This window comes from Chryseobacterium cucumeris (genome assembly GCF_001593385.1).
In the GTDB taxonomy this organism is placed as follows: Bacteria; Bacteroidota; Bacteroidia; order Flavobacteriales; family Weeksellaceae; genus Chryseobacterium; species Chryseobacterium cucumeris.
In genome coordinates this window covers 57,581-79,581 of record NZ_LUVZ01000043.1, presented here as the reverse complement: position 1 = coordinate 79,581, position 22,001 = coordinate 57,581, and the positions used below count along the sequence as shown (strand labels likewise).

Sequence of the window (22,001 nt, the reverse complement as noted above, 5' to 3'; positions counted from 1 at the left end):
CTACATTTGTTATACAAAAGACAAGTGAAAAAAAAATATTTCGAAACATGAAAGCCGTAGATACTCTCTACGGCTTTCTTATTTTAGGTTGTTTCAATTTTTCTGTTGAGCATTCCTGCATCAGGATTATAATTGTCCCAGATTTTCCAGGTATTATTTATTTTTTTGATAAAATAAATTTGTGTACTCAGTTGATTGACAAAATGTTCTTCTCCGGTTTCTCCTACTTTAAACAGAAGATTCCAGAATTCCTGTGATTCCAGAATTTTTTTGTCAGGTTCATCAGTAACCACATGGATATCAAATACTTCGTAGTTGGATCTGTTATTTTTTGTTACCAGGTGGAAATCCCTGTCACATAGTTCTTTACTGAATTGTGAAGCCCTTTCTAAAAAAGGAGAATCTTCAAATACCAGACCTTTTAAAAGTTCGGTATTGTGAACGGGGAATAGCTTATAAAACTCAAAAGCCGATGCACAATAATCATAAACCATTTGGGTTAGATAGGACTGGTCATCAATTTCTTTGTCGTCAACTTTCTTATATCTTATCGTAAGGATGTAATCATTAAGATCTTTATATCCTAAGAAGATGCAGATTTTATCAAGTGTTTTAAGAAATCTGAGGTCACTATGGGTTTTATCCTGATAATCATTTTCAAAAAAACGCTGAAGAGTAACATGAGAAATGGTATTTCCGATTTCAAATTTTTTTCCTCCTTTCAGTTCTTCAGCTTCAGAAAGCTCATCTTTAATAATTTCGGAAAGAATAATATAATGGCTTCTTTTCCATTCATTCACATTCCCCAAAACAGAATTCCTCACCTTGGAATGTTTTACCACTTCGTCTCGTATCGAATTATATATAGTTTTCAATTTCCTTGTTTTTGAATGAATTTTATCAAATATACTGCCAAAAAATTAATATTTTCATATGATTCTATGATGTTAAATTCAAAATTTGTTTTAAAGTTTCAATTAAAAAAGGAGGTTGTAAGGAGTTTATAATTTGATTATCAGTGTTTAAATCTTTCAAAAGCAGCTCTTTCCAGCATTTCTCTGTCATCCGGATGGGCAATGCTGATAAGTTCCTGTGCTCTCTGGCGAAGGTTTTTTCCGTACAGATAAGCTGTTCCGTATTCAGTTACAACATAGTGAATATGCCCTCTTGTAGTAACTACACCAGCGCCTTGTTTAAGAAAGGGAACGATTCTGGAAACTCCTTTTTTTGTTCTTGCGGTAATGGCTATGATAGGTTTTCCCTCATCACTTAAAGCTGCACCGCGCATAAAATCCATTTGACCTCCAATTCCGCTGTACTGGAGTGTTCCGATAGAATCGGCACACACCTGGCCTGTAAGGTCTATTTCAATGGCAGAATTGATGGCTACCATCTTTTTGTTTCTCATGATATTGATAGGAAAATTAACCTCGCTTACATCCCTGAAAGCAAAAACAGTGTTATCATCCACATAATCGTAGAGTTTCCGGGTTCCGAAACAGAAACTTGTGATGGTTTTATTATCGTTGTAACCCTTGTATTTATTGTTGATTACATCATTTTGAATCAGGTCAATAACACCGTCGCTTAACATTTCTGTGTGAATTCCAAGGTCTTTATGATTGGTAAGGCATTTTAACACGGCATCAGGAATGGTTCCAATTCCCATCTGAATGGTCGATCTGTCTTCAATAAGCTCTGCTACATTTTTTCCTACGAGCATTTCTTCAGGACCTACTTTGGAACCATAATCTACTGTTGGGAGTTCCTCTTCATGCCAAACCAGCTTGTGGATTCTGCTGATGTGGATCATTCCGTCCCCGTGGGTTCTCGGCATTCTTGGGTTAACGATGGCCACAATGATTTTTGCCGTATCTACAGCGGCTCTCGCAATATCCACAGAAGTTCCCAACGTACAAAAACCGTGTTTGTCGGGTGGAGAAACCGTAACAATAGCTACATCAAGAGGCAGAATATTTTTTCTGAATAAAATAGGAATTTCACTTAAGAAAACGGGAACAAAGTCTCCGCGGTCAGAATTCACAGCATCACGCACAGGTGTGGAAACAAATAAGGAGTTAATGAAAAAGCTGTCTTTGTATTGTGGTTTTGCGATTTCCACATTTCCCTGCTGGGTAATGGAAACCATCTCCACATTTTGCAAACGATTAGACTGTCTTGCCAGTTCATCAATAAGATAATTGGGAGTACAGGCACTACCGTGAAAAAAGACACGGTTACCGCTTTTTATCGTATATATTGCTTCTTCTGCGCTGATGTAATTATTCATATTTTGTCTTTTTAAAAAGGTGTTAAGATAATTTTATAATTCAAAAAAATACCGCTCTTCTTTCAAAGATAATCTTTATAATTTTATATTCATATAAATATTTTGAGGATATTGAACAGACTTTTATCATATCAATAAACCACCTTTGATTTAAAATAGAAAGGACTGAATGTGTTGGCATTCAGTCCTTTTGTTTTATCTGTTATTTTGATAAAAATCTTAATTAGCAGTTTCTACTGCAGTTTTCTGTTTCATACTTCCGGTTTCTGCAAATCGTAAATGCCAGCTGAAAGATTCTTCCAATAAATGAGGGGTATGACCTCCTCTTTCACAAGCTCTGTCGAAGTAAGACTGTAGTTCTTCTTTATAATCCGGGTGAACACAATTATCGATGATTTTCTGAGCTCTTTCTCTTGGCGCTAATCCTCTTAAGTCAGCCAAACCAACATCTGTTACCAGAATATCCACATCATGTTCTGTATGGTCGGTATGAGAAACCATTGGAAGGACGTGGGAAATATTGTTGCCTTTTGAAGCAGCCTGAGTTACGAAAATACTTAAATAAGCATTTCTTGCAAAGTCTCCGGAACCTCCGATTCCGTTCATGATTTTGGTTCCTCCGATATGAGTGGAGTTTACATTTCCATAAATATCGAATTCAATAGCTGTATTGATAGCTATTACTCCTAACCTTCTGATCAATCCCGGAGTATTTGAAATATTCTGAGGTCTTAAAACGAATTTGTCTTTATATTTTGAAAGGTTTCCTAATACTCTTTCATAGCATTCCTGAGAAACGGTAATGGATGATGCCGAAGCAAAACTTAGCTTACCGGAATCGATCAGATCAAATGTACTGTCCTGAAGCACTTCGGAAAACATCGTCAGATCATAAAAATTACTGTCTTTGAACCCTGTCAGAACAGCGTTGGCTACTTTACCGATACCTGCCTGCAGAGGAAGTAAGCGGTCTGTAAGGCGTCCTAGAAGGACCTCATTTTCAAAAAAGGCAAGAAGATGTTTGGCAATAGCTGTAGTTTTTTCGTCAGGTTCTGCAATATCAGCCGGACTGTCTTTACGGTTGGTAAATACGATAGCCTCAATTTTTTCAGGATCTACAGGAATGCTTTTTCTCCCGATTTTGTTCCATGGCGCAACAATCGGAATAACATTTCTGTAAGGATAATCTTCGGCCTGGTAGATATCATGGATTCCATAAACTTCTTCAGGAACTTCCGTATTGATTTCAATAATAACCTTTTTAGCCAAAGCCGCAAAAGTCACAGAATTTCCTACAGAAGTAGTAGGAACGATGCTTCCGTCTCTTTCAATATAAGCCGCTTCGATAATGGCTACATCAATGCTTTGGAGATTTTTGGTGTGAAGAAGCTCGGCACTTTCACTTAAATGCTGGTCGATGAAGAGAATTTCACCGTTGTTAATTTTGTTTCTTAAGATAGGGTCTACCTGGAATGGCATTCTTTTTTTCAGAACATTGGCTTCGGCCAGTTTTCCATCGGTACCGTGCCCCAGTGAAGCTCCGGTCATCAAAGTGACCTTAAGGTCTTCTGTTTTTCCTCTTTCAGCCAATGCCGGTAAAATGGCTTTACTGTCACCTGCTTTTGTAAAGCCGCTGGACCCGATGGTCATACCGTCTTTAATGATTTTTACAGCGTTTTCGGCTGTGGTTACCTTTTGGTGTAAACTTTCTAATCTGATTCTTTCTAACATGTAATATTGATTTTGTTTTAAACCACCATTACTTAGGATGCGATATGAAAAATAATGATGGTCAATATGTTAACCATACCTCACAAATTTACAAAAAAAGACGCTTTAAATAAAGGATTTAAAGCGTCTTTTGTATGTATTCAGTAATACTTTTTGATAATTTTTAATGATTTATTCTAACCATGAAGTTTTATAAGAAGGATCTTCTACTTTTAAAGCTTCCTCTGTAATTTTTAACGGACGGAAAGGGTCTACCATTACGGCATATTCTTCCGTGAATTTTTTGCCGATACTTCTTTCCATAGCACCAGGGTGAGGTCCGTGTACAATTCCGCCAGGATGAAGGGTAAAGTCCATTAAATCAATGTGGTTACGGCTCATGAAATCACCTTCTGTGTAGAATAATACCTCATCAGAATCAATATTAGAGTGGTTGTACGGAGCAGGAATAGCCTGTGGATGATAATCATACATTCTTGCACAGAATGAGCACACTACGAAATTGTGTCCTTCAAAATTCTGGTGAACCGGTGGCGGTTGGTGAATTCTTCCCGTAATAGGTTCGAAGTTTTTAATATTGAATTTATAAGGATAAAAATAGCCATCCCAGCCCACGACATCGAACGGGTGAGTAGCGTAGATGAAGTCGGTAATCTGGTTTTCTTTTTTTACTTTAATAAGGAATTCTCCTTTTTCGTCTATGGGTTCTCTGTAAGTAGGAGCAATGATATCTCTTTCGCAGAATGGCGAATGTTCCAAAAGCTGTCCGAATTCATTTCTGTATCTTTTCGGAGTATAAATAGGAGAGTGGCTTTCCAGTACAAAAAAGACTGTATCATCAGATTTCAGTTCTACCTGATAAATGGTTCCTCTCGGAATAATAAGATAATCTCCGGTTTCGAATTCAAGATCTCCCACAAATGTTTTTAAGATTCCGGCTCCGTTATGAACATACAAAAGCTCATCACATTCTGCATTTTTGTAGAAATAATCCATCGATTTTCTTGGCTTTGCCAATCCCATTTTCAGGTCATTGTTCATCAAAAGGATCTTTCGGCTGTCCATAAAATCATCTTCAGGAGTGACGTTCATTCCCTTAAACATTCTTGGAGCCACATTTTTTTCCACAGCGATTTTTGGAGTAACATCTTTCGGCTCACCGATAGATTTGATTTGTGTAGGGCGGTGGATATGATATAACAGAGAAGAAATACCATGGAAGCCTTCTGTACCGAAAAGCTGTTCATAGTAAAATTTATCTTCCGGAGACTTAAAGATCGTATGCCTTTTTTGTGGGATATTTCCCAATTGATGATATCTCATTTTACTTTCATATGTAGTTTCTCAAATTTAATCATTTTTCATGAATTGGCTCAACCTATATTTTCTGGATTAAGTTTTGTATTTGAAAAATAATTGTTAGATTTGTCTAACAATTTTAATTTCATGAAGCGAATATTATTTTCTATTACTTTTTTATCTACCTATTGCTTTGCGCAGGAGACGGACAGTTTGAGCTTGCAGCAGACTAAAAGTCAGGATTCTGCCAGGGTTATGAAGAGGGAATTTAAGACCAGTACCATTGAAGATGTAGTGGTTACCGGTACCATAAAACCGATGAGCAGGTCCAAAAGTCCTGTTGCCGTAGAGATCTACAGTCAGAAATTTTTTCAGAAAAATCCTACTCCCAGTATTTTTGAGGCCATTGCCATGGTTAATGGAGTAAAACCTCAGCTGAACTGTTCTGTGTGCAATACGGGAGATATTCACATCAACGGACTGGAAGGGCCTTATACCATGATTCTGATTGACGGAATGCCGATTGTAAGTTCACTTTCCACCGTCTATGGATTAAGTGGAATTCCTAATAGTTTGGTTGACCGAATTGAAGTAGTAAAAGGCCCTGCATCTTCCATCTACGGTTCTGAAGCCATGGGAGGGGTTATCAATATTATCACCAAAAATGCACTGACCGCTCCTAAATTAAGTATTGACCTGATGACATCGAGCTGGTTTGAAAATAATCTGGATCTTTCTACTAAATTCAACGTAGGGAAGAATGCCGCTTCATTATTAAGTTTAAATTATTTCAGTTTTCAGGAAAGAATAGATCAGAATAAAGATAATTTCACGGATACCACTTTACAAAGTAGAATTTCCGTATTTAACAAGTGGAATTTTAAGAGAAAAGAAAACAGACAGGCAAGTTTTGCTTTGAGGTATCTGTATGAAGACCGCTTTGGGGGAGAAATGCAATGGAATAAATCTTTCCGTGGCAGTGACGAAGTATACGGAGAAAGTATCTATACCAACAGAGCAGAGGTTTTCGGATTGTACGAATGGCCGATGAAAGAGCATATCGTGACACAGTTTTCTTATAATTATCATGATCAGAATTCGTTTTATGGATCAAACCCATTCAATGCAACACAAAAGGTAGCCTTTGTGCAAACGTATTGGGACAGGAGCTTCGGGAAACATGATATCACGGCCGGACTTACCTTCAAAAGAACTTTTTACGATGATAATACTCCGGGAACACTCGATGCAGATGGCATCACCAATGCACCGATGAAATCTCCTATCTGGGGAGCTTTCATTCAGGATCAGTGGGGAATCAACGATAAAAATACTTTGCTGATTGGATACAGATATGATTATGATAAAATACATCACTCCGTTCACTCACCGAGGTTTGCATGGAAATTTAATCCCAATCCATATCATACTTTACGTTTCAATTTTGGAACAGGTTTTAGAGTGGTTAATTTATTTACAGAAGATCACGCAGCTTTGACAGGTTCAAGGGAAGTTGTGGTAAAATCTGACCTGAAACCGGAAAGATCTATTAATGGAAACCTGAATTATATCTGGAAAATTCCCGTAGGAAACAGAATGGTGAATCTTGATGCATCTGCATTTTACACTTATTTCAGTAATAAAATTGTAGGAGATTTTGATTCTGATCCTAATAAAATTATTTATGACAACCTTCACGGATATGGAATTTCAAGAGGTGCTTCCCTGAATGTGGATTTTAGTTTTCAGTTTCCTTTGAGTGTCAATCTTGGTGTTACTTATCTGGATGTCTATCAGAAATTTGATAATGAAAATCAAAAAACACAGCAGCTGCATGCCCCAAAATGGAGTGGAACTTATAACCTGACGTATAAATTTGCGAATAACCTGACCATCGATTTTACAGGACAGTTCTACGGTCCAATGCGATTACCTGTCTTAGTAAATGATTTCCGCCCTGAATATTCACCCTTTTATTCTCTCGCCAATATTCAGGTGTCCAAGAGTTTCAAATCCGGATTTGAAGTGTATTGCGGGATGAAAAATTTATTCAATTTCAGACCTAAAGATCCTTTGATGAGACCATTTGACCCGTTTGATAAATATGTTGATGATCCTATAAACAACCCTAATCATTATACTTTTGATACGGCATACGGTTATGCCCCGATGCAGGGAATCAGAGGTTTCTTAGGAGTAAAATATACTTTAAAGTGAAAAAAATAGCTTTATTTTTAATGTTAGTGCCCTGTCTTTATCTGTCTCAGATAAAGACAGGCACTTTTTCTGATCTTGAGGTTCAGCAAAAAGAAAATCCGAAACCGGTTGTGATCCATCTTTATACAAATTGGTGTGCGGTCTGTAAGATTGAGTCTTTCCGTATGAATAAAGATCAGCAGCTGGTTGATATGATCAATGACAATTTTTATTTTGTCAATTTCGAGGCGGAGAAGACGAAGGAGAAAATTCATTTCCAGAATCAGGAGTTTGAATATCTGCAGAATGGAAATTCAGGAATTCATGAGTTGGCGCTGGCTTTGTCTAAGAATAAAAATCAGCCTGTTTATCCTTTGTGGATATTCCTGGATAAGCATCAGAATCTGGTGTATTATCAGGAAGGACAGATGACGCCTGAAAAAATGAAGCAGAAGCTGTTGGAGATTTCTGCTTTGTGAGGTGTAAGATTAAATATAGACAATTATACACAATTCCACATTAATCCTGCTATCTTATTATTAGGACACTCTCATTCTGAATGTAACGCAGTGAAATGAAGAATCTAAGCTTTACATGAGATTCTTCCTTCGTCAGAATGACAATCGTGTAAAATCTTATACAGTCGTTTTAATTTAGATCGCTGCATCAATCAAAACCGCCAGCTGAATGCAAGGTTCATCAGAACGGTTGCTCCATGCATGATTTGTTCCTCTCTGGATAACGATGTCGCCAGGTTTCAAAAGCGTTTCTCCTTCCTCCATGATGAGGTAAAGTTCGCCGGAAAGAATAATGATATAATCCAGTGTTGGCGTTTGATGCATCATCGGATGAGGTTCGTTCTTTTTCCATTCTACACCTAAATCTTTATCAGGAGGAACTACTACATATCGGAAGTAAGTACCATTTTTAGGAGTTTGTGGAAATCCGGTATTGGGAATTTGGGTTTCAAAGTCCAGGCTGGCCGGCGTTGTCGGGGTATTCCATACATCTGAAATGATAAGCCCCGGGAAGTGTTCCACAGCGTTTTCTACTTGTTGATCTTCTATAATAACGGATTTTCCATCTTTTATTCCTGTTACGATTCGTCTTGGTATTTTATTCATAGATTAATGTTTCATAATAAGTTTATGACCTTGAGTCTGATTATTTTTTAGAATAGAATGTGCCTGTAGAACGGTATCCAAAGAAAGATTTCCAACGGTTCTATATTGTGGAGGGAGAATCGTTCCGTTTTCAATAAGTGTTTTGATGGTAAGCAAGCTGTTTTTATAATACTCGTATTTTTTTACCATTCCATACATATAATTGGAGATATTCATAATCATAGTTCCTTTGTTGAAAAGGGTTTCATGAGCATCTCTAGTGACCAAGGCTGTCACATCCACATACGTTCCGTTGATTTTTAAAACTTCTGCGGTGATTTCAGACATATAGTTTCCCACCAGATCAATTCCATATTCGAAAGGTTGATCATTATTGGCTTTTAGAATATTACCGATTAGATTTTCTTCTTTATAGTTGATGATCTGATGATTTTTCAATCCCAGATTGAGAAGAATCTGTCTGTTTTCCTCGCTGCCAACCGTGGCTGTGATCTGTTGGATATTATGTGCTAATAAAATTTTAATCAGAAATGAACCGACTCCTCCTGTTGCTCCTGTTACTAAAACTGTATTTTCGGGGTTTAATTTCAAGCGGTTAAAAATCTGTAAAGAAGTAAGACCTGCCGAAGGAATGGCAGCCGCCTGTTCAAATGAAATATTTTTTGGTTTAAAGGAAACAATGGCTTCAGGAACGACAATATATTCAGCATAAGTGCCGTTGCTTCCCATGGAACCGCTGCCACAATAGACTTCATCTCCAATATTGAATTCTGTAACATCAGAACCTTTATCCACTACAATTCCGGATAGTTCTCTTCCTAATATCGGAGAACTGATCAGTTTTCGTTCCAGTTCATTTTCCAGCATCTGATAATCGATGGGATTGAAACCACTTGCTTTAATATGGATTAAAACTTCATTGCTTTTAGGTTTTGGCTGTTCTGCCAGTCCGTTTTCCAGTGCTCCGTTCTTATTTAAAATAACTGCTTTCATTATTGTTAATTTGATACACAAATGTAAAGCGAGAATAGTTTATATTTGCTACTAGTTAACCAATGGTAACTAGTTACCTTCATGAAACTATTATGGCAAAAATCATTGAAAACGGTATCGAAAGAGAAGCAAGCTGTACCGAAGAATTGTTCGCGATGCGGGACAGTCTGGATGTTTTAGGAGGGAAATGGAAACTGATGATTTTACGGTATCTGACGAACAGACCTAATCAGATGATCCATTTTAAAAAGCTGGAACGCAGTATAGAAGGTATCTCTGCGAAAATGTTGAGTAAAGAATTAAAAGAACTTGAAACGAATCTCCTGATCACAAGAACCATTCAGGATACAAAGCCGATTACGGTAACTTATGCGGTGACCGAATATGGAAAATCTGTATTTCCGGTGACAGAAACATTGGTGAATTGGGGGATCATTCATCGGGAAAAGATCAAAGAATCAATGAATTCTTCGGAACAATAGATCAAAAAAAATCCTCAGACCGGATTAAGGTTGAGGATTTTTCATACTATCAAGAAGTATCTTTTTGTTAATTTTTATTTAACCACGACTGTACAAGCTCAGCGTGATCTTTCACCCATTCTTTGGCGGTGGCTTCTTTATCTTTACTCTGTTCCATTTTCATTAAAAGATCAGACATATTTTCATCATCAAAATGGAGTTTTGAAAAGAATTTGGCCAGCTCAGGATGATCTTTTGCAAAGCTTTTTCTGGAGTAAGTTTTAATCTGTTCTGCTTCACCATATATCTTTTGAGGATCATCAAGAAATTTAAGCTTCATTTTTCCGAACATCCAGTGGGGCTGCCATCCGGTTACCACAATCCATTCTTTACGTTGGATAGCGTTCTGTAATTCGGTGATCATGGCAATGGTAGAAGAGTTAATCTGATGATAATCCAGTTTATAGTCAATAATTGCTTTATCCGTTCCGGTGGTTAATCCTGCTCCTTTTTCAATTCCAATGATTCTTTGATTGAACTGATTTTTATTGTGATTGAGCTCTTCAATGGAGTTAACAGGAACGTATTCAGGTACAACTAATCCTATACGACCGTTGTCATAATTGGTTCCAAGATGAGTCAGCCCAGGAAATTTAGCAAGCTTTTTCGCATGAGTGTAAGGAAGCCAGACTCCCATGAAAAGGTCTGTATCTTCATTATTCATCGAAGCCAGAATCATATCCGTAGAGGCTTTTTGGATAATAACGTGATATCCCTGCTCGTCCAGAATGGCTTTTGCAACATGCGTCATCGCAACATCTTCCGCCCAGCCATCTACCATTCCGATGGTAATGTATTTTGAGTTTTTTATGTTTTCACACGAACTTAATGCTGTAAATAGTAACATTAAAACGGGCAAAAACAGATATTTAAATTGTTTCATCTTATTGCTTTTTCTTTACAAATCCCTGAGTAATACGGTCGAGGATAATGGCCAATATCACTACGGATAAACCACTTTCAAATCCTAATCCGATATCCAGATTATTAATTCCTTCCAGTACTTTCTCTCCTAAACCGCCTGCAGCAATCATTCCGGCAATAACAACCATGGATAAGGATAACAATATGGTTTGATTAATCCCTGTTAAAATCGTTTTCATCGCTAAAGGAAGCTCTACTTTGAACAGAATCTGACGGTTGGTGGCACCAAAAGCTCTGGCAGCCTCCACAATATCTTTCGGAACGGCTTCAATTCCCAGTGTCGTTAATCGAACTGCTGGCGGCATGGCGAAAATAATCGTTGCAAAAGCACCCGGTACTTTACCGATACTGAAAAATAGTACAGCCGGGATCAGATAGACAAATGCGGGCATAGTCTGCATCAGATCCAGTAAAGGACGAATGATTTTGTCAGCTATTTTGCTTTTCGCTGCTAAAATTCCAAGCGGAATAGAAAGAATAAGGGCGGTAATGGTGGAGACAAAGATCAGAGCCATCGTTTCCATGGTTTCTTTCCATAATCCCATTAAAAATATTAAACTTAATCCGGCAGCCGTTACTACAGCAATGCCTTTTCCGGCTTTCCATAGTGCCAGCAGGGTAAAAAAGAGAATGATTACATAAAAAGGAGTGTTTGTTAAAACCCATTCAATCCCCATAATAGAGGAATTTCCCAGATGCTTTATGACATCAAATACAGGTTTTCCGTTTTCTGTGAGCCAATTGATTGCAGTTTCTACATATTGACCTATATCTATAGTTTTATTCATCTTATTGGTTGTTTGCGATTTCTTTTAATTCAATAATCTCTTCTTCGTTAAATTTGGTCGCTTCTATGACCAGTGATAACTGAGTGACAAGACCTAAAAATTTATTGTCTTCATCAATTACAGCGATGGATGATTTATTTTCAGAGATCAGCGGCAGCATTTCTTCTACAGTTACTTCAGGATAAACCGAAGGAACATTGCTGTTGATAATAGATTCTACCGTAGGTTCTTTCTTTCTGGCAATGCGGACCACATCATTAAGGGTTACAAAACCCAGAAATTTATTTTGAAAATCTACCACTGGCAAGTTTTCTAATCCCGTGGCTCTCATTTTTCTTAAAGCGCCTTCAGGACCGTCTTTTCTGAAACGTACCACTGTCGCTTTGTCAAACATTAAAGATCTGGCAGTAATAATCGTTTTACGGTCTACTTTCTCTACGAACGCTTTTACATAATCGCTTGCCGGATTGGTCAGAATATCTTCAGCAGTTCCTATCTGTTCTATGACACCATCTTTCATGATGACGATGCGGTCTCCGATTTTAATGGCTTCGTCCAGATCATGGGTAATAAAGACTATGGTTTTTTGCAACGTATTCTGCAGTTCAAGCAGCTGATCCTGCATTTCAGATTTTATCAATGGGTCCAGTGCGGAAAAGGCTTCATCCATAAGCAGAACTTCAGGGTCGTTTGCCAGTGCTCTTGCCAATCCTACTCTCTGCTGCATTCCTCCGGAAAGTTGGGAAGGATATTGGTTTTCAAAGCCGGTTAATCCGACGATGTCCAATGCTTTCTGTGCTTTTTTATCGCGTGAAGCTTTGTCTTCTCCTCTTATTTCTAATCCGAAACCAGCATTGTCAAGAATTGTATGATGGGGAAGTAATCCGAATTTCTGAAATACCATACTCATTTCCGTTCTTCTTACTTGTAAAAGTTCCTTGTTGTTTTTACTGGTAATATCATCGTCATTGATGAATACTTTTCCTGAAGTGGGTTCATTCAGTCTGTTAAGGCAACGCAGTAAAGTAGATTTTCCGCTTCCCGAAAGTCCCATGATCACAAAGAATTCTCCTTCATAAATTTCAAAACTGGCTTTGTTGATTCCTATGGTGCAGCCTGTTTTTTCAAGAATTTCCTTTTTGGAAAAACCTTTATCCAGAAGTTCCTGTGCTTTTTCTTTGTTTTTACCAAAGATGATGGTCAGGTCTTCCACTTTAAGTTTTACTTTTCTAGTGTTTTCATTTTTTTCCATATTCAGAATTTTTCAATTAATAATTTGATATAAAAAATTGTACACCAATTCATTATATACATTTAGCTTTTGTTGTTCTGCTGTTGATGATAGGATAAAATAATTTGCTAAGCCTTTAGTGATAAAAGCTTTAAACAAAAAAATAACAGCATAAAGACCTACTGGCCTTATGTTTATTTTAAATATTTCAATAGATTATACTCTAGAAAAAGAGTGTATTATGTAAAAAGAAACTGATCTTTTACATAGATTCTACAATTAAATTACTGATGAGGTAATTACAGATATGTGTACTGAACAACTTGAATGGCTACATTTCATCAAAATGCTTGCCAGCATCAAAAAACTGTATATCAATTTTTTATGACGGTGCAAATTTACGAATTTTATATTAAATGGATTTTTACGTATGTAAGTTTTTGATTTTCAATACTATTTAAAAGAGGTGATTCATGACGAATTTTCTCTTATCATTAAAGTTAAAAGATAAATAAGGTAATTATTTTAAAAGTTAAGCTGTAAGATTATTTCAATAAAACAGCAATAATGGCAAGGATAGCTGGTAAAGCCTGAACGAAAAATATTTTTTTAGTGGCAGAAATGGCTCCATAGATTCCGGCTACAGCTACACATCCTAAAAAGAATAATGCCACATTGGTCTGCCATTGCGGATCTTTAATCAGGAATGACCAGATCAGTCCGGCAGCCAGAAAACCATTGTAAAGTCCCTGGTTGGCAGCAAGTCCTTTCGTTGGTTTAAACATTTCCGGAGGGAGAGCTGCTTTAAAAACTTCCTTTCCCTTGGTTTCCCATGCGAACATTTCCATCCAAAGTATATAAAGATGTTCCAGTGCAACGACAGCGATCAGAATTTTAGCAACGATTTCCATGATTCAATATTTTTCTCATTGTAAAACTAAAAAAATAAAGTTAAGTTTGAGTATTAAATCTTACAATGGATTCATTCAAATCACATTTAAACAAATTTATTACGGTAACTGACGAAGAATATACTTCTATTGTATCATTTTTTGAGGTAATGGATGTTAAAAAGAAGCAAAATCTGGTGCTGGAAGGTGAAGTATGCCGGACCATGTATTTTGTAGTGAAAGGATGTCTGAGAAAGTTTTTTATCAATGAAAAAGGAGTAGAGCAGACGACGGAATTTGCCATTGAAAACTGGTGGATTACAGATACATTTTCTTACGAAAGGCAGATACAAACTAACTTTTCTATACAGGCGGTAGAACCTTCTTCCGTTTTGGTGATTGATCTGGAGCGCCAGGAAGAATTATTACAAAAGCATCCTATTATGGAAAGGTATTTCCGCATGATCTATCAGCGGGCATATGCTGCTGCGGAACGCAGAATCCGTTATTTATATGAGATGTCCAGAGAAGAACTTTATATGCATTTCAGTACATTGTATCCGTGGTTTATTCAAAGGATTCCTCAATATCTGATTGCCTCATTTTTGAATCTTACTCCGGAATATCTGAGTGAAATCAGAGCAAAATTACGATCTTAAACCAGTTTAAGTTTTTTACGGATCATAAGCCGGAAATTTGTCATGTGATTAAAAGCAAATGCAATGACAGATCAAAAAAATCAATTTCCGCAACTTTTTTTAAGACTGGCTCTTGCCGTTACGATGCTTTCTGCGGTGGCAGACAGGTTCGGATGGTGGAGTAAAGAAAATTCATCATGGGGAAACATGGAGCGTTTTAAAGAATATACAAGACAGCTTACCTTTTTTCTTCCGGAAGCTTTAAGTACGGTTTCAGCGTATGCCGCTACCTTTTTAGAAATTCTTTTTCCTTTGATGCTGATTTTTGGATTTAAAACAAGAATTGCGGCCTACGGAAGCAGTATCCTGCTGTTAATTTTTGCGATATCCATGACCATCGCATCGGGACCAAAAGCTCCACTGAACTATTCCGTATGGGTGGGAAGTGCAGCAGCACTTTTACTGGCGGTACAGCAGCATTATTCTTTAAATATAGATCAATTAACCAAAAAAATATAATATTATGAGCGCAAGATTAAATATTGCAACAGTAGATTCAGCAGCCTATAAAGCTATGCTGGGATTGGAAGGGTATTTACAAACGATTTCTTTAACACACATTCAGAAGGAACTGATTAAGATCAGAGCTTCACAGATCAATAAATGTGCTTTCTGTCTTGATATGCATACCAAAGATGCCATCAAATACGGAGAAAATCCTCAAAGAATTTTTATTCTGAACGGATGGACAGAAGCAAAAGAATTTTTCACTGAAGAAGAGCAGGTGCTGTTGGCTATGACGGAAGAAATTACGCTGATCAGCGATAAAGGTTTAACCGAAGAAACATATCAGAAAGCGAAGTCTTTCTTTGATGATAACCAGATCGCTCAGATTATCATGGCGATCATTACGATCAATGCCTGGAACAGAATTGCAGTAAGTACTCATCTTCCGATTGCAAAATAGGGAAGTCAGGAAGATGGAGGATAAAAGTTGATGAAGACTGTATTATCTATGGATATTTATTTTATTAAAAAAAACGGCCTTTCAAATTTTTGAAAGGCCGTTTTAATGTAAGATGCAAAGTGACAGTGTAACAGGGTTCGGGTATTAATTCTAAAAATAAATTTTTTGGTTCATTTTATTTTTTAAACCGGAATTACATTGTCTCTTCGTTTCTCGGGTTATATTTCTAATAATTAAATTAGTAAATAGCCACAGGGTTTACATTCACCTGAGTAGAACCTACATATAAAGGCTGTCCCAGCACGAATAAAAATTCCCAGACTTTTTGTTTTACCAAAGGACGGCTGTCTATCAGTTCCAGGTTATAAATTCCTTTTTTAGCCAGCATAAACTGGTTGATGGGAAATTCTTCCTTACTTTTTGGGTTAGGATATACTTCGGAAGCCCAGGTGTCGCCACCAAAAGCTACGATTCCCTGATCGGCAAGCCATTTTGCGGCATCCATACCGATTCCGGGTTCTGTTTCCAGGAATTGCTGATTGTTTTTACCAATCAATTCAAGCCATCCCGTATTGAAAAGAACGATATCACCTTTTCGTAAGGTAAGTTCCTGTTTCTTCAAAACAGATTTAATATCTTCTACTGTAAATTCTGTTCCTCCAGGCACGATTGATTTTCCGTAATGTGCAGTCATATCAAGCACTACACCGCGGGTAACGAAAGGGGGTACTTTTTCAACACCCAGTCTTTTTACGCCTTCTACGGTTACGAAATCTGTTGCCTTGTTTCCGTTATAGTAAGTATTGTCAATACCAATGTGTCCGATACCGTTCAGCTGTGTTCCCACTCCGGTCCATCCGTTGACCAGTTCGTCATTGAAGGTGAATTTATTAGGACCTATGCTTTTTCCGCCCTGTTCTCCGGGCTGAATATTGTATAAATTGAAACTTCTGTGTCTGAAAGCAGGAAGGTTTTTATCAATAGGAACCGCAAGCGCTAATGTTTTGCCCTGTTTTACTAATCCTAGTGCCTGTTTTACAACTTCCGGCGTTAATAGATTCGCTGCTCCAATCTCATCTTTCGCACCGTAAACCGAAGGATACCATGATTGGTCTTCCGGATTGACGAGTGTCTGAGCTTTTAAACTAATGCTGTTGATAGTCAATAGCGTAGCTAACCCGAACATTTTGATCAGATTATTTTTCATTTTTAAAAAGATTTGGGGGTTAAAAGAGGGAAGCAGAAAGCTGGGAGAGGGAAGTTCTATTAGTGTATTGATAATTAGGTGGTTTCTATGCACTTTTCTGCATGTAACAAAGAGATTCCTCCTTCGTCGGAATGACAGTTGAAGTTCAATCGTAAACCAATCTATTGGTTATCCGACATCAATAACTTCCATCTTCCAGCCTCCTTCTTCCAGCTTTATATTATATTTCGCTCAAAGCAGAATTGATAAAGTTCAATTCTTCCTGTGAAAGGTCAATAGATATTGCTTTTGCGTTTTCGATGGCCTGCTGGGCATTTCTTGCTCCTGCCAATACGACTGTGATTGCTGGCTGAAGCGTTGTCCATCTTAATACCAGTTGCGAAAGGCTGGCTCCTTTTTCCTGTGCAATAGGCTCAATTTTTTCTAAGAAAGTTTTTACCTTATTCAGGTCAAACTGAGAGAAATATCCGTTTCTATGGTCGTTATCTTTTAATTGGTTTTCTTTGAAATATTTACCTGTTAAAAGACCTCTTTCCATTGGGCTGTACACAATAATTCCTGTATTATTTTCTAAAGAATAAGGGACAAGATCGTTTTCAATAGCACGGTTCAGCATGCTGTAAGAAACCTGGTTGCTGGCAAGTAGTAAAGTTCTCTTGGCTTCTTCCATTTGAGCTACACTGTAGTTGCTTACTCCTGCAGTACGGATTTTTCCTTGCTGGATTAATAACTCCATCGCTTCCATAGTTTCAGAGATAGGCGTTGTGCTGTCCGGCCAGTGAAGCTGTAAAAGATCAATATAGTCTGTTCCCAATCTTTTTAAGCTCTCTTCAACTTCTTTGATGATGTTTTCTTTTGAAGCCAGCTTATAAACCGGAAGAGTTTTTCCTTCGTCTTCTGCATCAAAGAAAAATTCTCCTTTTCCGTTGTTGCTTCCGTCCCATACCAATCCGAATTTTGTTAAAAGCTGAATTTTTGAACGGTCTTTTCCTTTGATAGCTTCACCGATCATTTCTTCACTCAGTCCGAAACCGTAGAATGGTGCGGTATCAATAGAAGTTACTCCGTGATCCAATGAAGCATGAATAGAATTGATGGAATCCTGTTTTTCATTACCGCCCCACATGTTTCCACCGATGGCAAAAGCTCCGTGTGTGATTGCTGATAATTCTAAATCGGTGTTTCCTAATTTTCTGTATTCCATTTTTGTTTGTTTAAAAATTGTTTTGTTATACCACCCCGTCAAAAATTCTTTGAATTTTCGCCACCCCTCCGGAGGAGGGGAATTCTCGCCGTTTCAATGGTGACCCTTTTAAGAACTTTTCGGATTTAAAAAGAACTTAAGTGTTCTTCTCTGTATTCTGAATAGCATCTTTTTTTACTTAAGTGACTGAAAACTGTTGTGACTTTTGGGGTTAAAATTTGTCTGTTACTTATTTAATTCCTTTACGATAGCTTCTCCAACGCTTTTTGCAGACTGTGGATTCTGTCCTGTGATTACTCTCTGATCTGTTACTACATGATTTTGCCAAAGCCCTGATTTTTCAAATTTTGCTCCTCTTTCTTTCAGTTTATCTTCCAGTAAGAATGGAACAACGTTCGTTAATTTTACTTCAGATTCCTCTTCATTGGTAAAAGCATTGATTTTCTTACCATCTACAAGATATTTCCCATTATTAAGCTTGATATTCACCAAACCTGCGGGACCATGACATACTCCGGCTACAATACCTCCATTTTCATAAATTTTGGAAGCAATATCTGCCAGTTCCTTATTGTCTGCAAAATCCCACATTGCTCCGTGTCCACCTGCATAAAAGATTGTTGAGTATTCTTTCGGATTCACTTGTGACGGCGTCATAGAATGGTCAATCTTATTTTTATATTCCTTGTTCTCCCAGAATTCTTTGTTGACAGGATCTTTTAAATCGAAGCCGTCTACCGGAGGTGTTCCGCCTTTCGGGCTTACAAAGTCGATTTCATATCCTGCTTTGTGAAGAACTTCCCAAGGGTGAGAAACTTCACCCAGATAATATCCTGTATCTTCACCGGTACTGCCTTTTTTATCATGGCTGGTAACGACGAATAAAATTTTCTTTTTCATATTCTTTGATTTTTTGGTTTGTGCTTGTATGAATCCTATCGTAAAGATCGCAAGCATTAAAAACGCTAATTTTTTCATTGTTAAATAAGATTGGTGATATAAATCTGTGGTTTTTCCTGAAGTTTCTCCTCGACCAAAGCTCCGAAGGCCTGAATGTAAGGCTGTTGGTTGTGTTGTGCCAACCCTTCCTCGCTTTTCCAGATTTCGTAGAAAACAAATTCATTTTTGTTTTCAATTCCCTGATGAAGGTTGTAAAGTTCACATGCTTCTTCTTTTCTTGTTTCTTTTACCATATTCTGAAGAACTTCCAGTACTTCTGCCTGATGTTCTGCTTTGGATTTTATAATGGCTGTAAGATGAATTTTCATATTAAATAAAATTTTCAATAGAGTTATAGATAGGTTTCCAATCCAGTTCTGCTTTGGCTTTATCTGAACTGCATCTGCTGTTGGATGCAAAACCGAAATAACCTCCTGCAGGACCAAATTTGTCAACCGCATCCTGTATGCTTAATGATTTAGCTGATTGTAAGTTATATTTTTTACTGATATTTTCTGCAATGTTTTTCAGAGAAGATGAACCGTTTTCTGCATAATAGATAGAACCTCCTTTTGCTTTTTCCAATGCGAGTACATACAGATCTGAGAGATCTTCAATATGTAAATTGGACCAGATGTTTTCACCTTCACCAAAATAAACACCATGCCCTTTCTCCTTAGAAAAGTTGATAAGAGCCGGAATCTGAATGCTGTCTTTTTTTATTCCAAGGCCTTCTCCGTAAACCATGGTAGGAACAATAACAATACTTCGTATGCCTTTGCTGGCAGATTGCAGGACGTAATTGTTGATCAATACTCTTGATGCCATTTCCAGTCTTGGCTGCAAAGGGAAATCTTCTCTGAAGATAAAGTCACTTTTTTGGCCATTCTCCTTTCCTCCAAAAATGGCAGAGCCTGAAGTGAATATAAAGGTTTTCTGACTTCCTTCCAGAGCTTTGATAAAGTTATCTGCTGCATACGCATCATCTGCTGAATCTGCATTATGAATAACTGCATCTGCATCGGAAACTGCTGTTCTGATAAGATCTTCATCATGAATATTTCCCACAATGGTTTTGATTCCTAATGATTCAAGTTCCTGTACGTGGGTTTCATTACGAACCAGTCCTGTCACTTCATAATTCCTGTCGAGGAGTTTTTTTGCGATAGTTCCGCCTATATAGCCGGTAACACCTGTGATCAGTATTTTTTTCATGATACCAGTTCAGATCTTAATTCTTTTTCAAAAACATTTCTCACATGTTCTCTGTAAAGCTTCATATCGCGTTCTATATTGGCGTTTTTCTCCACATCGTGGAAGTGGAAGCTTTCCATTTTTTCCATCGAAACAAAGGCATTCATTCTGTGGAATCCAAATAATGGTCCTTCATCCACACTTTTTTCACTGAAAAATTCTCCGGGAAGAGTGAAAGCAGTTGCGGGAGCGTTCCAGCTGGTAGTCAACATATATTTTCTCCCGCCAAGCATTCCTCCTGTACCATAGTTGATTTCCGGATTTTCAGCATTTCTTCCGTCGCTCATATAAATTCCTTTAGCGTGACCTGCTGTGAACACTTCATCAATATACTTTTTCAATCCGTTAGGTAATTGGAACCACCAGATTGGAGTGTGATAAATAATGTAGTCTGCCCAGACAAATTTCTCCACTTCTTCATTTTTGTCGTAATTTTCACTTACATTGGTTATCTTTACTTCTACATTATCAAATTCTTTAAGAACGGCTAGTGTATTGTCTGCGATAGTCTGATTATATTTTCCCCCGGAATGTCCGAAATTCTGTCCTCCGTTGATGATTAGTACTTTTTTCATTTTTTTATGATTGTTTGAATTTTACTCTGCAAAGTTAGATCAGATGATTGTATAATAAAAATAATATAAATTATAGGAAAGTATTATTTAAATTATAGTTTGAGAGATTTAAGGTTATATATGTGAATGGTCAATGGTCAATACGCTTCGCTTGTGAATTTTTTACACGTTTTGGGGTACGTGGTCCGGGTACGAGATGTGAGGTTTGTTGATCGTGACTGGCGAAGAATCAATCCGCTTCGCTTGTGAACTTTTTACGCGTTTTGGATACGTGGTTCGGGATTGAGTGCAGCTGATTTGTTTGTATATACAGGTATTTCTAATCAGCAGTTAATCATTCACTATTGACTTTGCGAAGCAAAAATTGACGATTGACAATTTTCCATTTTATGGTAAAATATCATATCATCTCTGAACCGGAATTATTTTCTGACAGGTAAATTTGTCTAACAAATTGAAGGACAATGATACAGATAGCTGTTTTTAGTGATGTGCATGGAAATCTTCCTGCATTGGAAGTTGTGTTGAAGGATATAGAGCAAAGAGGAATCAGTCAGAGATTCTGCTTGGGAGATCTGGTTGATTTTGCACCCTGGGGCAATGAAGTGATAGAAAAAATAAGAAGTCTGAACATTCCCTGCCTGATGGGAAATCATGACGAAAGAATTGCCTTTGATATTCCTGTAGTTCCTTTGTCTAAGCATTCAGAAGAAGAAACCACTGCCAGATTCATTGCGATAGATCATTCTAAAAAACATATTACAGAACCGAATAAAAAATTTCTTTCCGGGTTGCCTTTCCACTTAAAGTTAAATTACAAAACAGGTAAAAAGCACTGGAACATCCAGCTGGTTCATTCCAGTCTTGAAAGTAATGATACCTATTTATACGAATCTGAGAGTGATGAGGTTTTCACATCAATGCTGAAGAACGCGGACGCTGATCTCATAGTGATGGGGCACACCCATTTATCATTTAAAAAACAGTTTGAAAATAATACCTGGGCTGTCAATTGTGGTTCCGTGGGGCGTTCTAAAGAAGAAAACAGATTGGCTTCTTACCTTATTCTTACATTAGATGAAGAAAAAATTACTCCTGAAATTATTCAGCTGTCTTATCCGATTGATGAAACTGCCCGCCAGATAAGGGAAAGTGGGATTCCCGATTATTATGCGTCATTCCTGGAAAATGAAAACGTATCAATATTATAATTATTTTGTAATTTTGTAT

23 protein-coding genes are annotated in these 22,001 nt (G+C 37.4%); 7 read left to right on the top strand and 16 right to left on the bottom strand.

From position 1 onward, the window contains the following. Window positions 1-83 precede the first annotated feature (83 nt). The 4 genes from A1704_RS17605 to A1704_RS17590 form a co-directional block, all read right to left on the bottom strand. Complete coding sequence (locus A1704_RS17605) at window positions 84-875, bottom strand: hypothetical protein (protein WP_062675377.1); 792 nt, start codon at window positions 873-875, stop codon at window positions 84-86. 140 nt (window positions 876-1,015) lie between these two features. Continuing rightward, window positions 1,016-2,290, bottom strand: a complete 1,275-nt coding sequence (locus A1704_RS17600; RefSeq protein WP_062675376.1) for an acetyl-CoA hydrolase/transferase family protein — start codon at window positions 2,288-2,290, stop codon at window positions 1,016-1,018. A 219-nt stretch (window positions 2,291-2,509) separates the two neighbouring features. Then, window positions 2,510-4,021 carry a succinate CoA transferase gene (locus tag A1704_RS17595; RefSeq protein WP_047424366.1) on the bottom strand — a complete coding sequence of 504 codons (1,512 nt, stop codon included), beginning with the start codon at window positions 4,019-4,021 and terminating at the stop codon, window positions 2,510-2,512. A 171-nt stretch (window positions 4,022-4,192) separates the two neighbouring features. After that, on the bottom strand, window positions 4,193-5,344 hold the full coding sequence (locus tag A1704_RS17590; protein ID WP_062675375.1) for a homogentisate 1,2-dioxygenase: 1,152 nt from the start codon (window positions 5,342-5,344) through the stop codon (window positions 4,193-4,195). 123 nt (window positions 5,345-5,467) lie between these two features. Here A1704_RS17590 and A1704_RS17585 point away from each other — a divergent pair, with 123 nt between their 5' ends. Continuing rightward, entirely contained in the window at window positions 5,468-7,537 is a 2,070-nt protein-coding gene (locus tag A1704_RS17585; RefSeq protein WP_062675374.1) for a TonB-dependent receptor plug domain-containing protein, read from the top strand. After that, a complete protein-coding gene (locus A1704_RS17580) occupies window positions 7,534-7,995 on the top strand; it encodes a thioredoxin fold domain-containing protein (protein WP_062675373.1) in 462 nt (153 codons plus the stop codon). Before A1704_RS17585 ends, A1704_RS17580 begins: the two co-directional genes overlap by 4 nt. Window positions 7,996-8,169: 174 nt before the next feature. Here the strand turns inward: A1704_RS17580 and A1704_RS17575 are convergent, their stop codons facing one another. Together A1704_RS17575 and A1704_RS17570 are read right to left on the bottom strand one after the other, a co-directional pair. Continuing rightward, a complete protein-coding gene (locus tag A1704_RS17575; protein WP_062675372.1) occupies window positions 8,170-8,640 on the bottom strand; it encodes a cupin domain-containing protein in 471 nt (156 codons plus the stop codon). A gap of 3 nt (window positions 8,641-8,643) precedes the next feature. Continuing rightward, entirely contained in the window at window positions 8,644-9,633 is a 990-nt protein-coding gene (locus A1704_RS17570; protein WP_062675371.1) for a quinone oxidoreductase family protein, read from the bottom strand. 92 nt (window positions 9,634-9,725) lie between these two features. Between A1704_RS17570 and A1704_RS17565 the strand changes: the two genes are divergently transcribed. Then, entirely contained in the window at window positions 9,726-10,115 is a 390-nt protein-coding gene (locus A1704_RS17565) for a winged helix-turn-helix transcriptional regulator (RefSeq protein WP_062675653.1), read from the top strand. 67 nt (window positions 10,116-10,182) lie between these two features. Here the strand turns inward: A1704_RS17565 and A1704_RS17560 are convergent, their stop codons facing one another. The 4 genes from A1704_RS17560 to A1704_RS17545 all read right to left on the bottom strand — a co-directional run bounded on the left by A1704_RS17560 (window position 10,183) and on the right by A1704_RS17545 (window position 14,008). Beyond that, on the bottom strand, window positions 10,183-11,037 hold the full coding sequence (locus A1704_RS17560) for a glycine betaine ABC transporter substrate-binding protein (protein WP_062675370.1): 855 nt from the start codon (window positions 11,035-11,037) through the stop codon (window positions 10,183-10,185). Window position 11,038: 1 nt separating this feature from the next. Further along, window positions 11,039-11,866: an ABC transporter permease gene (locus tag A1704_RS17555; RefSeq protein ID WP_062675369.1), complete on the bottom strand. Its 828-nt coding sequence runs from the start codon at window positions 11,864-11,866 to the stop codon at window positions 11,039-11,041. 1 nt (window position 11,867) lies between these two features. Beyond that, window positions 11,868-13,118: a quaternary amine ABC transporter ATP-binding protein gene (locus A1704_RS17550; protein ID WP_062675368.1), complete on the bottom strand. Its 1,251-nt coding sequence runs from the start codon at window positions 13,116-13,118 to the stop codon at window positions 11,868-11,870. Between the two features lie 524 nt (window positions 13,119-13,642). Beyond that, complete coding sequence (locus A1704_RS17545) at window positions 13,643-14,008, bottom strand: DUF1304 domain-containing protein (RefSeq protein ID WP_062675367.1); 366 nt, start codon at window positions 14,006-14,008, stop codon at window positions 13,643-13,645. A 65-nt stretch (window positions 14,009-14,073) separates the two neighbouring features. Here A1704_RS17545 and A1704_RS17540 point away from each other — a divergent pair, with 65 nt between their 5' ends. The 3 genes from A1704_RS17540 to A1704_RS17530 all read left to right on the top strand — a co-directional run bounded on the left by A1704_RS17540 (window position 14,074) and on the right by A1704_RS17530 (window position 15,592). Continuing rightward, on the top strand, window positions 14,074-14,646 hold the full coding sequence (locus A1704_RS17540) for a Crp/Fnr family transcriptional regulator (RefSeq protein ID WP_062675366.1): 573 nt from the start codon (window positions 14,074-14,076) through the stop codon (window positions 14,644-14,646). 63 nt (window positions 14,647-14,709) lie between these two features. Continuing rightward, entirely contained in the window at window positions 14,710-15,144 is a 435-nt protein-coding gene (locus A1704_RS17535; RefSeq protein ID WP_062675365.1) for a DoxX family protein, read from the top strand. A gap of 4 nt (window positions 15,145-15,148) precedes the next feature. Next, window positions 15,149-15,592, top strand: coding sequence for a carboxymuconolactone decarboxylase family protein (locus A1704_RS17530; protein ID WP_062675364.1), 444 nt, complete (start codon window positions 15,149-15,151; stop codon window positions 15,590-15,592). Between the two features lie 238 nt (window positions 15,593-15,830). Here A1704_RS17530 and A1704_RS17525 read toward each other — a convergent pair whose 3' ends face one another. From A1704_RS17525 to A1704_RS17500, 6 genes are all read right to left on the bottom strand, one after another. Next, window positions 15,831-16,799 (bottom strand): cyclase family protein, encoded by a 969-nt coding sequence (locus A1704_RS17525; protein WP_065119674.1) that lies wholly within the window; start codon window positions 16,797-16,799, stop codon window positions 15,831-15,833. Between the two features lie 220 nt (window positions 16,800-17,019). Beyond that, a complete protein-coding gene (locus A1704_RS17520; RefSeq protein WP_062675363.1) occupies window positions 17,020-18,003 on the bottom strand; it encodes an aldo/keto reductase in 984 nt (327 codons plus the stop codon). A gap of 225 nt (window positions 18,004-18,228) precedes the next feature. Next, window positions 18,229-18,903 (bottom strand): type 1 glutamine amidotransferase domain-containing protein, encoded by a 675-nt coding sequence (locus A1704_RS17515; RefSeq protein ID WP_062675650.1) that lies wholly within the window; start codon window positions 18,901-18,903, stop codon window positions 18,229-18,231. Window positions 18,904-18,983: 80 nt separating this feature from the next. Then, entirely contained in the window at window positions 18,984-19,271 is a 288-nt protein-coding gene (locus A1704_RS17510) for a putative quinol monooxygenase (RefSeq protein WP_062675651.1), read from the bottom strand. Window position 19,272: 1 nt separating this feature from the next. Further along, entirely contained in the window at window positions 19,273-20,157 is an 885-nt protein-coding gene (locus A1704_RS17505; RefSeq protein ID WP_062675362.1) for an NAD-dependent epimerase/dehydratase family protein, read from the bottom strand. Further along, complete coding sequence (locus A1704_RS17500; RefSeq protein ID WP_062675361.1) at window positions 20,154-20,771, bottom strand: NAD(P)H-dependent oxidoreductase; 618 nt, start codon at window positions 20,769-20,771, stop codon at window positions 20,154-20,156. Before A1704_RS17500 ends, A1704_RS17505 begins: the two co-directional genes overlap by 4 nt. Window positions 20,772-21,235: 464 nt before the next feature. Between A1704_RS17500 and A1704_RS17495 the strand changes: the two genes are divergently transcribed. Further along, window positions 21,236-21,982 (top strand): metallophosphoesterase family protein, encoded by a 747-nt coding sequence (locus A1704_RS17495; RefSeq protein WP_062675360.1) that lies wholly within the window; start codon window positions 21,236-21,238, stop codon window positions 21,980-21,982. The last annotated feature ends 19 nt before the right edge of the window (window positions 21,983-22,001 follow it).

Excerpts from the sequence above, each read along its gene's own strand:
- A1704_RS17515 (WP_062675650.1), bottom strand. The coding sequence starts at position 18,903 with ATGAAAAAGAAAATTTTATTCGTCGTTACCAGCCATGATAAAAAAGGC.
- A1704_RS17510 (WP_062675651.1), bottom strand. The coding sequence starts at position 19,271 with ATGAAAATTCATCTTACAGCCATTATAAAATCCAAAGCAGAACATCAG.
- A1704_RS17500 (WP_062675361.1), bottom strand. The coding sequence starts at position 20,771 with ATGAAAAAAGTACTAATCATCAACGGAGGACAGAATTTCGGACATTCC.
- A1704_RS17590 (WP_062675375.1), bottom strand. The coding sequence starts at position 5,344 with ATGAGATATCATCAATTGGGAAATATCCCACAAAAAAGGCATACGATC.
- A1704_RS17600 (WP_062675376.1), bottom strand. The coding sequence starts at position 2,290 with ATGAATAATTACATCAGCGCAGAAGAAGCAATATATACGATAAAAAGC.
- A1704_RS17550 (WP_062675368.1), bottom strand. The coding sequence starts at position 13,118 with ATGGAAAAAAATGAAAACACTAGAAAAGTAAAACTTAAAGTGGAAGAC.
- A1704_RS17505 (WP_062675362.1), bottom strand. The coding sequence starts at position 20,157 with ATGAAAAAAATACTGATCACAGGTGTTACCGGCTATATAGGCGGAACT.
- A1704_RS17575 (WP_062675372.1), bottom strand. The coding sequence starts at position 8,640 with ATGAATAAAATACCAAGACGAATCGTAACAGGAATAAAAGATGGAAAA.
- A1704_RS17525 (WP_065119674.1), bottom strand. The coding sequence starts at position 16,799 with ATGAAAAATAATCTGATCAAAATGTTCGGGTTAGCTACGCTATTGACT.
- A1704_RS17545 (WP_062675367.1), bottom strand. The coding sequence starts at position 14,008 with ATGGAAATCGTTGCTAAAATTCTGATCGCTGTCGTTGCACTGGAACAT.
- A1704_RS17535 (WP_062675365.1), top strand. The coding sequence starts at position 14,710 with ATGACAGATCAAAAAAATCAATTTCCGCAACTTTTTTTAAGACTGGCT.
- A1704_RS17585 (WP_062675374.1), top strand. The coding sequence starts at position 5,468 with ATGAAGCGAATATTATTTTCTATTACTTTTTTATCTACCTATTGCTTT.
- A1704_RS17540 (WP_062675366.1), top strand. The coding sequence starts at position 14,074 with ATGGATTCATTCAAATCACATTTAAACAAATTTATTACGGTAACTGAC.
- A1704_RS17495 (WP_062675360.1), top strand. The coding sequence starts at position 21,236 with ATGATACAGATAGCTGTTTTTAGTGATGTGCATGGAAATCTTCCTGCA.
- A1704_RS17595 (WP_047424366.1), bottom strand. The coding sequence starts at position 4,021 with ATGTTAGAAAGAATCAGATTAGAAAGTTTACACCAAAAGGTAACCACA.
- A1704_RS17520 (WP_062675363.1), bottom strand. The coding sequence starts at position 18,003 with ATGGAATACAGAAAATTAGGAAACACCGATTTAGAATTATCAGCAATC.
- A1704_RS17555 (WP_062675369.1), bottom strand. The coding sequence starts at position 11,866 with ATGAATAAAACTATAGATATAGGTCAATATGTAGAAACTGCAATCAAT.
- A1704_RS17530 (WP_062675364.1), top strand. The coding sequence starts at position 15,149 with ATGAGCGCAAGATTAAATATTGCAACAGTAGATTCAGCAGCCTATAAA.
- A1704_RS17570 (WP_062675371.1), bottom strand. The coding sequence starts at position 9,633 with ATGAAAGCAGTTATTTTAAATAAGAACGGAGCACTGGAAAACGGACTG.
- A1704_RS17565 (WP_062675653.1), top strand. The coding sequence starts at position 9,726 with ATGGCAAAAATCATTGAAAACGGTATCGAAAGAGAAGCAAGCTGTACC.
- A1704_RS17560 (WP_062675370.1), bottom strand. The coding sequence starts at position 11,037 with ATGAAACAATTTAAATATCTGTTTTTGCCCGTTTTAATGTTACTATTT.